The organism is Alloprevotella rava, from assembly GCF_014195585.1.
In the GTDB taxonomy this organism is placed as follows: domain Bacteria; phylum Bacteroidota; class Bacteroidia; order Bacteroidales; family Bacteroidaceae; genus Alloprevotella; species Alloprevotella rava.
Genome location: NZ_JACICA010000004.1, coordinates 143,390 through 155,316, shown reverse-complemented (window position 1 = coordinate 155,316; position 11,927 = coordinate 143,390). Strand labels below are relative to the sequence as shown.

The 11,927-nt window shown below is 44.1% G+C and carries 9 protein-coding genes; 1 reads left to right on the top strand and 8 read right to left on the bottom strand.

Annotated features, from left to right (window positions below; all coding sequences use genetic code 11):
- Positions 1–26 precede the first annotated feature (26 nt).
- From prfA to FHS60_RS05435, 4 genes are all read right to left on the bottom strand, one after another.
- Positions 27–1,136, bottom strand: coding sequence for a peptide chain release factor 1 (prfA, locus tag FHS60_RS05450; protein WP_183696094.1), 1,110 nt, complete (start codon positions 1,134–1,136; stop codon positions 27–29).
- 60 nt (positions 1,137–1,196) lie between these two features.
- Positions 1,197–2,360 (bottom strand): AIR synthase-related protein, encoded by a 1,164-nt coding sequence (locus FHS60_RS05445; RefSeq protein WP_183696091.1) that lies wholly within the window; start codon positions 2,358–2,360, stop codon positions 1,197–1,199.
- A gap of 24 nt (positions 2,361–2,384) precedes the next feature.
- Complete coding sequence (locus FHS60_RS05440) at positions 2,385–2,993, bottom strand: LemA family protein (RefSeq protein WP_183696088.1); 609 nt, start codon at positions 2,991–2,993, stop codon at positions 2,385–2,387.
- Between the two features lie 93 nt (positions 2,994–3,086).
- Positions 3,087–4,049 carry a TPM domain-containing protein gene (locus FHS60_RS05435; protein ID WP_183696086.1) on the bottom strand — a complete coding sequence of 321 codons (963 nt, stop codon included), beginning with the start codon at positions 4,047–4,049 and terminating at the stop codon, positions 3,087–3,089.
- A 234-nt stretch (positions 4,050–4,283) separates the two neighbouring features.
- On the opposite strand from FHS60_RS05435, the gene FHS60_RS05430 reads away from it, so the two are divergent.
- Positions 4,284–5,996 (top strand): endonuclease, encoded by a 1,713-nt coding sequence (locus tag FHS60_RS05430; RefSeq protein ID WP_183696082.1) that lies wholly within the window; start codon positions 4,284–4,286, stop codon positions 5,994–5,996.
- Positions 5,997–6,379: 383 nt separating this feature from the next.
- Here FHS60_RS05430 and FHS60_RS05425 read toward each other — a convergent pair whose 3' ends face one another.
- The 4 genes from FHS60_RS05425 to FHS60_RS05410 all read right to left on the bottom strand — a co-directional run bounded on the left by FHS60_RS05425 (position 6,380) and on the right by FHS60_RS05410 (position 11,878).
- Positions 6,380–9,196: an outer membrane beta-barrel protein gene (locus FHS60_RS05425; protein WP_183696079.1), complete on the bottom strand. Its 2,817-nt coding sequence runs from the start codon at positions 9,194–9,196 to the stop codon at positions 6,380–6,382.
- Positions 9,197–9,328: 132 nt separating this feature from the next.
- Positions 9,329–10,072 carry a shikimate dehydrogenase family protein gene (locus FHS60_RS05420; protein WP_183696076.1) on the bottom strand — a complete coding sequence of 248 codons (744 nt, stop codon included), beginning with the start codon at positions 10,070–10,072 and terminating at the stop codon, positions 9,329–9,331.
- Positions 10,069–10,803 carry a bifunctional demethylmenaquinone methyltransferase/2-methoxy-6-polyprenyl-1,4-benzoquinol methylase UbiE gene (ubiE, locus tag FHS60_RS05415; protein WP_183696073.1) on the bottom strand — a complete coding sequence of 245 codons (735 nt, stop codon included), beginning with the start codon at positions 10,801–10,803 and terminating at the stop codon, positions 10,069–10,071. The genes FHS60_RS05420 and ubiE overlap by 4 nt, the downstream gene beginning before the upstream one ends.
- A 133-nt stretch (positions 10,804–10,936) precedes the next feature.
- Positions 10,937–11,878: a phosphoribosylaminoimidazolesuccinocarboxamide synthase gene (locus tag FHS60_RS05410; protein WP_183696070.1), complete on the bottom strand. Its 942-nt coding sequence runs from the start codon at positions 11,876–11,878 to the stop codon at positions 10,937–10,939.
- Positions 11,879–11,927 lie beyond the last annotated feature (49 nt).

Sequence of the window (11,927 nt, the reverse complement as noted above, 5' to 3'; positions counted from 1 at the left end):
TGTATTTTTTATGGTTAATAATAAATTTACATTTCTGTTTCTTTCAAACGTTCTGCATTCTCCGCCACGATGAGATGATCAATGCAATCTTGAATATCTCCATCCATAAAAGCAGAAAGATTATATATGGTGTAGTTGATACGATGATCCGTGATGCGCCCTTGAGGATAATTATAGGTACGAATCTTGGCAGAGCGGTCACCCGTAGAAACAAGCGACTTACGACGATTGGCAATATCATCAACATACTTCTGATGCTCGTGATCGTAGATATAGGTACGCAAACGAGCCAATGCGCGTTCCTTATTCTTAGGTTGATCGCGCGTTTCTGTACACTCAATCAGTATCTCCTCCACTTCACCCGTGTTGGGATTCTTCCAGTTGTAGCGCAGGCGCACACCTGATTCCACCTTGTTCACGTTCTGGCCACCAGCTCCCGAACTGCGGAACGTGTCCCACTTGATTTCGCCTTCGTGAATCTCCACATCGAAAGGCTCTGCTTCTGGCAACACGGCTACCGTAGCCGCAGAGGTATGAACACGTCCTTGTGTCTCTGTGGCGGGTACGCGCTGAACGCGGTGCACACCGCTTTCGTATTTCAAAACTCCGTAGACATCTGCGCCCGTTACCGAAATAACAATTTCTTTGAAACCACCGACAGCTCCTTCTGAGGCAGAACTGACTTCAAAAGTCCATCCCTTTGTCTCGCAGTACTTAGAATACATACGGAAAAGGTCACCTGCAAAAAGTGCAGCTTCATCACCACCAGTACCAGCACGGATTTCGAGAATAGCATTTTTACCATCTTCTGGATCTTTTGGTACAAGCATCAGCTTTATTTGTTCTTCCAGCTCGGGTATCTGGGCTTCGCAGGTAGCCACCTCCTCTCGAGCCATTTCTTTCATCTCTGGATCGCTCTCATTGAGCAAGATATCCTTACTTTCTTCCAGATTCTCCAACAAATGCGCATACTTCTCACGTGCATTCATCAGATCTTCCAAATCCTTATATTCCTTTGTCAAACGAACATAGCGTTGCTGATCGGCAATGACATTAGGGTCGGTAATGAGTGTTGAGACTTCATCGAAGCGGCCACGCAGGCCGTCGAGTTTCTCAAGTATAGAATTATTTGACATAAGCTGTTATTAGAAAATCTCGGAAATCTAAATGCTCAGCCCCTCCGAGATGTTCGATAATCAATAGTTGAATGTGCCGAATTCGCTCTGAATAGTCAAGCTTCGTTTGCCTTCTTCGATGCGACCAACAACTTGGGCATCGATATTGAAGCTTTTGGAGATAGCAATAACCTTATCGGCATCCTCTGGAGCAAGATAAACTTCGAGGCGATGTCCCATATTGAACACTTTATACATCTCCTGCCATTCCGTTTGACTTTGCTGCTGAATAGCACGGAAGAGAGGTGGAACAGGGAACATATTATCCTTGATAACGCGACAATTTTCACCAACGAAATGCAACACTTTAGTTTGCGCACCTCCCGTACAATGCACCATACCATGAATACGCGGACGAAGCTCATCAAGCAAACGCTTCACAACAGGCGCATAAGTTCGCGTAGGACTCAGTACGAGTTTGCCAGCATTAACGGGTGCACCGTCCACTTCATCCTCCAAACGGAATTTCCCGCTGTAAACAAGTTCTTCAGGCACAGCATGGTCGTAGCTCTCGGGATATTTTGCAGCCAGATACTTAGCAAAAACATCATGACGAGCACTCGTCAAACCATTAGAGCCCATTCCGCCATTATATTCTTTCTCGTAAGTGGCTTGTCCGCAACTGCTCAAGCCCACAATAACATTGCCTGGACGAATGTTGGCATTGTCGATAACATCGCTGCGCTTCATTCGGCACGTTACCGTACTGTCCACAATGATCGTACGAACCAAGTCGCCCACATCTGCCGTTTCACCTCCGGTAGCATAAATACCTACGCCCATATCACGCATTTGTTGGAGAAGTTCATCAGTACCATTTATAATAGCACTTATTACCTCGCCAGGAATGAGCATTTTGTTGCGACCAATCGTACTGGAAACAAGTATATTGTCTACCGCGCCCACACAGAGCAAGTCATCCGTGTTCATTATGAGTGCATCTTGCGCAATACCTTTCCATACGCTCACATCGCCAGTTTCTTTCCAATACAGATAAGCCAAAGATGATTTGGTACCAGCACCATCAGCGTGCATGATGTTACAGTAGTCTGGATCGCCTCCTAAAATATCTGGAATGATTTTACAAAAGGCTTGAGGGAAAAGTCCCTTGTCGATATTCTTAATAGCATTATGTACGTCTTCTTTCATAGCCGAGACGCCACGAGCCATATAACGATTGTTCATATAATAAATGAAAACTTAGGAAAATTAGAACTCTACTTTCGGTGCATTTTGTGCAGCAGCATCTGCTTCAAACTTATTCTTTGTTTGGAAGCCACAAATATTAGCAATGAGGTTAGAAGGGAATGTACGAACCTTCACATTGTAGGATTGAACGGACTCATTATAACGTTTCCGGCTCTCATTGATACGATTCTCTGTTCCCTCCAATTGTGCTTGTAATTCCATAAAATTTTCGTTAGCCTTGAGTTGGGGATAGTTCTCGCTAACGGCAATGAGTTTACCGAGTGCACTTCCCAATTCGCCTTGCGCAGCCTGATACTCTTTGAGCTTCTCAGGCGTCAAGTTTTCTGGATTAACCGTGATTTGAGTTGCCTTTGCACGTGCTTCAACCACTTCTTTGAAAGTCTGCTCCTCATGCTTGGCATAACCTTTCACGGTGTTGACAAGATTAGGAATCAAGTCTGCACGACGTTGATACTGTGTCTGCACATTGGCCCAAGCAGTAGAGACATTTTCATCTTCTTGAACCAATCCGTTGCGCACTATGACTCCCCAAAGCAGGCCAAGGCCGATAATAGCTAAGAAAGAGAGCAAAACAATCATGCTCTTTGGTAAAACGCTTATACTTTTCATTTTTGTAATATTTATTTATCGAGTTAATAATTCTTTTGACACATCGGAAAGTTATGCTTTCGTGCAAGAAGGTGAAACTTTGCAGCAATCCTATCAGAAAGAGCCGCCAGCACCGCCTCCACCGAAAGAGCCACCACCAAAGGAACCGCCAGAAAAACCTCCGCCGCCTCTACTTCCTCCCCCTAAACCGCCGCTAAATAACGGAGGATAGGCTGAAGTGTTGCGGCCAATTCCGCCACCATTATTCGGTTCATCGTGTGTATATTTAGAATATCCACAAACAGAACAACGCCACAATGTGCGTATGCACCATTTTCCATTGACCTTTACATACGTTTGTTGAATCTTACGCAGCTGTCGTTTGCCGCATTTTGGACATCGCCGTTTAGGCTGAACTGCCGCAATGAAAGCAAACACAATAATCCCAACGAAAATGGCGATAAACGCTACAACAAGCGGATCTTCCTCTTCTTCTTTTTCCGCTTCAAGGCTCTCATCGCCATTCATATACCCCACTAAAGCGTCAACACTCTTCAGCATCGCATTGTCCCAGTCCCCTTGTTTCAAGAAAGGTTTCATTATGCGATTCTCAACGCGCGAGCAGATAGCGTCGGGTAGAGTACCTTCCAGCCCCTCACCAGTGAGGATATAGTATTTTCTATCTTTCGTTGCCAAAACGATAACAAGTCCCGTATTTTGCTTTTTACTACCAATGCCATATTTACGCGCTAAGTCCATACCAAACTGATAAGCATTGGCATCTTCAACACGTTCTACAGCCACGACTATAGCTTGCACGCCACGCGTTTGCTCAAGATCCACCAACTTTTGATTGATAGAATCTTCTATAGCGGGCGAAAGCACTCCATCAGGATTGCACACATGATGAAAAGCGTTCTGCAAATAAGGCATAGGGAGGTTTTCGGGCGTCCACACTTCAGCCCGACAGAAAAAAGGTATCAACAAAAAAAGTAAGAGAAGCCTACTTTTTATAGTTGCATAAAAGCGCAAGAAATGAAAAGTCCCTTGCGTTGTCGGTAGCTTTTGATAATCCATAAAATGGAATCTATTCTTTTTACGAGTGCTAAGATACGGGAAAATGCAAATACCACCAAATTTTTTTCGGCGAGCAGAGAGCTTTAGCAGGCGAAAAGAGGCGTTTAACAATACAACAATCATAGAAAGATATTGCGGTCTCTACTATTTTGCCTACCTTTGCGCCCCACTCACCTGTTTCGCTCTTGAAAACTTGGATGACTAATTTACAATTCATTACAAACATCATTATACATGAAAAAAACGTTTCTTTTTGCCCTACTATTAAGTATGGCAACAACGCTTTTGGCGCAAATCCCCAACGGCTACTACAATGCAGCCTCTGGAAAGTCGGGGCAAGAACTCAAAACAGCTCTCTTCAAAATTATTGGGCCACACACCGATGTAGGCTATAGTGGACTCTTCACTGTCTACCAGAAGTCTGACATTCGCCCTGATGGTAAAATCTGGGATATGTATTCTGGCACTACCAACTATTCCATCAACGACCACAATGGAGGTTATAGCAAAGAGGGAGATATGTACAATCGTGAACACAGCGTACCTCAAAGTTGGTTCAAAAAAGCTTCCCCCATGAAGAGCGACGCGTTCCATGTCGTTCCAACGGATGGATACGTCAATAATCGCCGCGGAAGTTTCCCCTTCGGTAATGTTTCTACACCTACCTACACCTCAAACGGAGGTTTCTCAAAGGTGGGTAGCTGCGCCAACCCTGGCTACTCAGGCACGGTGTTTGAGCCCAACGATGAATACAAAGGTGACTTTGCTCGTATCTATTTCTATATGGCAACATGCTATGAGAATCGTATCGGCTCTTGGGGCGGCGTTTTCGGAAAAGGCACTTATCCTGGCATTGCTCAGTGGGAGCTTGATGTTCTTATGAAATGGGCTAAGGAAGATCCTGTGAGCAAAAAGGAAATTGACCGCAACAACGCTGTTTATACGTTCCAGCACAACCGCAATCCTTATGTGGACTTCCCTGGACTTGAACAATATGTGTGGGGAGAAAAGATGGGCACAAACTTCGACCCTGCCAACTATAACGAATCAACTACGCCTTCTGATACAAATGCACCAGCTGCTCCAATCTTCAGTTTAGCAAGTGGCGAAGTAGCTGCAAACACAGTTGTGACTATATCTATTCCAACAGCAGGCTCTACACTCGTCTACACCATTAACGGAGGCAGCGAACAAACAACCACATCAACTGTTACACTAACCATCACCCAAGCTACAACGGTTTCTGCTTACACCGTAAAGGACGAGCATAAGAGTAATACCATCACGCGCAGTTGGACTATTGAGAGCACTACTCCTCCACCTACTGGCGAGAACCTTTGGGTACGCGTAAACAGTGCTTCTCAGCTCAAAGCAGGCAGCCGCTACCTCATTATTTGTGAGGGCGAAAGCCGAGCGATGAGTGCACAGAGTTCTAGAGACTATCGCACAGAGACAAACATCTCCATTGTTGATGGTACGATTCAGACAGAAGTAAATGCTTCGGGCAAGCCCTATGCCATCAAATTGGGAGGCCAGAACGATGCTTGGACACTCCTTGACGAAGTGGAAAATGTGTACCTCTCACTCGAAGTTAACAAGAACAAAATTAACACGAGCCAAAATGCAACAACCGCTTCAGCTCAGTGGACCATCACCTTCACTGGTGGCGACACGCGCATTGCCAACGTAGGCAACAATCGTCGCGAGATTCGGTACAATTCTTCATTTTCTCGCTTCTCCACCTACACGCAAGGTCAGCATCCCATTACGCTCTATGTTGAAAGCCCCACAACAGGCGTCAATACAATGAGCCTCAACACGAAAGAAGTAAATGTCTACGATACGACTGGCCGTTTGATTCTCCGCAACGTGAATCCTACACAAACCAACTTTAATCTCCCCGCTGGTATTTATATCATTGGTGGTCGCAAGATTATAGTTCGATAAACAGCGTTCTAAATTTTTCTCAAAAACAATCCCCACATCTTTCAGCCGCATAGGCTTTGGATGTGGGGATTTTCATTCTACAGAAAAGGGGAATACTCTCAATCAGAAAATCATATAACACTGATATACAACAACATAAGTAATGCTAAAAATATCCTTATTGCGTCAGCTGACACAATAAGGATGTCAGCTGATTTCCTTATTGTATTTTCAAATACAATAAGGATATTTTTAGTCAGAATAGAAGTATTGAAATTCCGCTTTCACCTGGTGAAAAAATAATCGGAAAAATCAGATTTAAACCTTGAGAAAAACGACTTTGATAGGCACACTTTCTTTCGCCTCACTAAAAAGTTCTTTAACAAAGTCTACTATATCTTCATCTATCTCAACGAACGATTGTACTTCTCACGTTCTCTCCCCTCTTTTGTTTTGTGCGCATCAAAATGATACGTAAATGTCAACGAAGCAAAATGGTGCATGGTTCCATAGATGGTTTCAGTACGACTATAAGCAGATATATCTGTAAAGAATCGACGTTGCTGATTGAGAATATCATCGACAGAGAGTTTGAGATGTGCCTTTCCATGCAAGAAGCCCCAATCTACGTTGGAATTCCAGATAAAGCGCGGACGATTCATAGCAGGAACAACATAGCCATGGTAACCTTGAACTCGGAAATTGGTCTGAAATGTCCAGTTGGGTATTTTATAGCGGGCTATAACGTTTGCAAAATAGGAATCTAAGCGATTGTTGTAGTTGAATGTCTCGCTATTGTTACGATAGCTAAAAGTATAAGCTCCGGCCAACTCTAAGAGCAATTTTTGGCCTTCATAAACCAAATTGGGATGGATGGTAAACTGCGTTTGCTGAGAACGATTCAAAGCAGGGGTAGGTGTCAGAGGAGTAGCCGTTAGGTAACCATAGCTACGAATCAGAGAAACACTGCTTCTTCCGCCCATTGTGAAATAGTCAGACAATGCACGCTGATAGCTACCGCTGAAAGTCCAGTTATAGCCTCCGCGCACATTGATGGGACAAGAGCGATAGACTCCCGTTGTAGAGTTGTAAGAAAAGAGAGTTCCGATAGGATTCACAAAGCGTCGGTAATCAGCCGTGAACTGAAAACTCTGTACAGAACGGGCAATATTTCCTAAAAACGAAAGCGAAACATGATGAGTGTAACTATCTTTCAAGTTCGGGTTGCCTTCCGTGATATACAGCGGATTTGTATTGTCTACCCAAGCTATTTGGCTAAGTTGGTCTGCGGGAGTAGCAGAGTATTCATAGCCTCCCTTCAACGTGACTCCTTTTCGAATTTTCCAATGTACGAAAAATTCTGGTCTAACATACCAATCACGACGTGTGGCAGTAGTATCCACTCTCCCGCGCAAATAGCTAAGTTGGCGGTGCAGATTCTGTACTTCGAGAGATGGAAAGAATTGGAATTTGGCCACATTCCACGTTGCGTCAAGACTGATTTTCTGCGAATTGCTGACATCGCGACGACGATAAGAATTGTTCACGTCACGAACCCGATTAAGAGAATCCTGAGGAAAGGGAGACAAACCATCATAAGAGGGCAAATCGCTCAGCCGATAAAGATCCTTACGAGCAAAACTGCGACCACGGTCGTACTCATATTTCGCCGAAAGTCTACAATTACGCCCAAACCAACGATCATAGCTCACAAATGTCTCTAAGTTTGAAGAATGGGACGGAGCGCGCCCATATTGTACCTCGCTAATAGGAGCACGTGACACATAGGATATGTCGCGATTGAGCGACTGACGAAGAACTCCGCTCTTACCTCCTGCATTCATACCGATTTCCAGCTTACTCTTGTCAGCGAAAAAATGTGTCCATTTGAGTTTTCCCTGTACGTTTGACGCATCCTCACATGTAGTTTGCCGTGTATCAGAGTTAACAGTTCTTATTGCCAATAGTGCTGGAAGATTGGAATGCAAAGGATTGTCGACAACTGCATAAGGGTCGGCACTATAAACGCCATAAAGCGTATTATCTATATGAGTTTCTTTACTATATCCTGCTTCAAACGAATAAGACAAAGAGTTGGCGGAATCTGGCTGCCACTCACCTTCCAGCATAAACTTAGGGTTAAATACATTCTTACGCACATAGTGATCTGTTAGCTGGAAAGTTCTATCTTGGTTAGGAAAGAATGTTTCTTCTGTTTCATGCGTATTCTGCCAAGTATCTGTCCGGCCGATATTCAGAAAAGGAGAAATATAACTGGCCTGCGAGTCCTCTCCTTTTTGATGTTTATAGCCCAAAGCACCAAAGAGCTGTCGGCCAAAAGGAGAATAAGAACCTATTGACGAATATCTGAAACTTCTTTCCAACACATGATTTGCCAAATTATCCCAGTTGAACACTGCTAAAACAGGGTCATGGATTGAAAGATAAGTGGCATCAAGATTCACCTGCGCCCGTTTGGGCGTTTGCCCTGTTAAAGAAGCCGTGCCATACCACTTATCAAGGAAACCAGGCTTAATAGTAATATCAAGAACATGATCTTCCGCTCCATCGTCCTTACCTGTGCGTTCCTTCATTTTTGAGGCTTTGTTATAAGCCTTGATATTCTCAACAGCTTCTGCAGGCAACTGTTGCGTCAGCAAATCATTGTTGGCCATCATAGGTTGCCCATTCATCAAAATGCGGATGGGCTTATCCATCCAATAGAGTTGCCCATCTTTGATGGTAACTCCCGGTAGTTTCTTTATGAGTTCCTCTAAGCGAGCTCCTTCACTTAGATTGAAAGCCGCGGGATTGAAGACAACTGTATCTCCACGCATTGTAAAACGCTTTGCATGGCCTTGAACCACAGCACTCTTCAATAAAATATCGGAAGGCTCTATGGCAATATCGCCTATATGTATGGTATCATTTCCTCCCAAATCTCCCGCCACAAATCGCCGAATAGTAGTTTTATACCCCACCATTGTAGCGCGGAGCGTGGCCATACCCATTGCATCAGAAGAGAAGTTCCCTAAACTATCAGTTAGCGCATTAATCACAAAAGATATTCTATCGACGTGTGATTCAACAGCTACAACTGCATCCTCCAAAGGCTGCTTCGTCAAGGCATCAATCACCCGGCCGACTACAACATCTGCTGCGGCAGACACAGATAGCATGGCCAACAGCATTACCATAAAGATTTTCCGTAAAGTTTTCATAGACTTTTATTTTGCGCAAAAGTAAGTTTTTTTTAAGAGAACAAGAAATCTGACAAAATAAAGACAGAATAGATTTATATTTTACTAAATAAGCAGATAAACATAAGCTCCAAAGGACAGCTAAAAGAGAAACTATCTTTCATGCCAGAAATCCCATGCCACAAGGGCTTGAATGTGGAGCATCTCAAGGCCATTCTTCACCATAGCTCCACGGGCTGATCCGCGAGTCATAAACTGTGTTTGCTCGGGATTATAAACCAAATCGTAAAGAAGGTGTTGAGGAGTAAGTGATGCGTAAGGAATGGCAGGCGCCTCATCTATGTGCGGAAACATTCCAACGGGAGAGCAGTTGACAATAACGGTATGCGCGGCCATAATAGCTGGAGAAAGTTCTTCATAAGTCAGTTGCCCAGATTTCTTACTCCGGCTAACGAAAGTAGAGGCAATGCCGAGTTGTTGAAGCCCATACACAACAGCTTTAGAAGCCCCGCCCGTTCCAAGAATCAGCGCCTGTTTATGGGAGGGATTGAGCAGCGGAGTAATTGATCGACTAAAACCCACGACATCACTATTATAGCCATAAAGATGAACACCATCGGCATCATGACTTACACGAATGACATTGACCGCCCCTATGGCTTTGGCTTCTTCTGATATTCTGTCGAGCATTGGCAGGACGGATTGCTTGTAAGGGATAGTGACATTCAAGCCTCGCAACTGCGGATCTTGAATAATGTCTAACAACTGCTCTGCCCTGAGTATTTCATAGTTTTTATAAATAGCTGCAATGCCCTCTTGCTCAAATTTCTCAGAAAAGAAACGAGCAGAAAAGGAATGCTCCAAAGGATAACCAATCAATCCGTAGTGCTCCTTCATTTCGTTGCAATATAGAGAGTGCTCAAACCAAAGGTAAAACGCTTAAACTGAACGTCTTTGAAGCCAGCCTTTTGCAGAATCTTTTGCATTTCCTCGCCTTGCGGGAATGCCTCCATAGAAGCGGGGAGATAGTTATATGCCTTTGTATCTTTCGATATGAACCGCCCAACCAGCGGCATGAGTACATGAGAATACAACCCAAATACTTGCTTCATCGGGAAAGAACGCGGTGTGGTAAGTTCGATGATAACAAGGCGACCACCTTCTCTAAGAACACGGCGCATCTCACAAAGTCCGCGGTCGAGATCCTCAAAGTTCCGGACGCCATAAGCCACTGTAACTGCATCAAAAGCATTATCGGGAAAAGATAATTGCAGACAATCTTCCTTTTGAAACTTTATGACATCAGACAGTCCTGCTTCCGCAACTTTACGACGTCCCACCTCCAACATTCCTTCACTAAGATCCACACCCAAGAGCTGCTCTGGCTTCAACCGGCGAGTAGCTAGCAAAGCAAAATCGCCTGTTCCCGTAGCCACGTCAAGAATCTGCTTGGGAGCATAAGGCAAAAGAGTGTCAATAGCTGTATTGCGCCAATAGCGATCAAGACCGAATGATAAGGAGTGATTAAGGAGGTCATAAGTAGGAGCTATATTATCGAACATTTTCTCAACTTGCTCACCTTTTCGGCCCTCTTCGCCGTAGGGTTTTATCTTCTCTTGCTTGTACATCTTCTTTAGAATGCGTTTTAGAATGGAGACAATAAAAATTAGAAAAGATTACGAGATGCGAGTAAAGGGTGTATGAGAACACTTTTCTTGCCTCGCACCTCGTAACCTTATGAATATGATTGAAGAAAGGGACTTACTTCAAGTAGGTCGCAACATTCTGCTCAATGCGTTCTGCAAGACCTTCGCTCTCGTCACCTTCGAACTTCTCACCTGTAATGTGTTCGTAAAGCTCTATATAGCGTTCACTAATACTACGAACAATTTCATCCGTCATTTCGGGAACTTGTTGTCCTTCCTTACCCTGGAAACCATTTTCCATCAACCATTCGCGAACAAATTCCTTAGAGAGTTGCTTCTGAGGCTGACCTACTTCAAAACGCTCTTCATAGCCTTCATTATAGAAATAGCGAGAAGAGTCGGGAGTATGGATTTCATCCATCAAATAAATCTCTCCATCATGAAGTCCGAACTCATATTTCGTATCTACCAGAATCAGACCGCGCTTTGCAGCAATTTCGCTGCCACGCTTAAACAATGCCATAGTGTACTTCTCCAAGATAGCGTATTCTTCTGGCATTGCCAGACCACGAGCCAGAATCTCTTCCTTAGAAATATCCGCATCGTGCTCACCTATCTCGGCTTTGGTAGTAGGAGTAATAATGGGCTCAGGGAATTTTTGGTTTTCTTTCATACCATCAGGTAGACGAACACCACAAATCTCGCGAACGCCACTCTTATAGGTACGCCAAGCACTACCGCAAAGATAACCACGAACAATCATTTCAACGGGAAAGCCTTTACAAAGAACGCCAGCCGTAACCATAGGATCGGGAGTGGCTAACTTCCAGTTTGGACAAATATCCTTAGTGGCATCTAAAAACTTTGCCGCAATCTGATTGAGAACTTGCCCCTTAAAAGGAATACCTTTGGGAAGTACAACATCGAAAGCAGAGATGCGATCCGTTGCAATCATTACCAACAGCTCGTCGTTAATGTTATAAACGTCACGAACCTTTCCGTGGTAAACTCCCTTCTGACCTGGGAAATTAAAATCCGTTTTTGTTAAAGCACTCATTTTGTTTATAGATTTTTTTGTTGACTTTCCTGCTGTCGGCAGCAAAGCC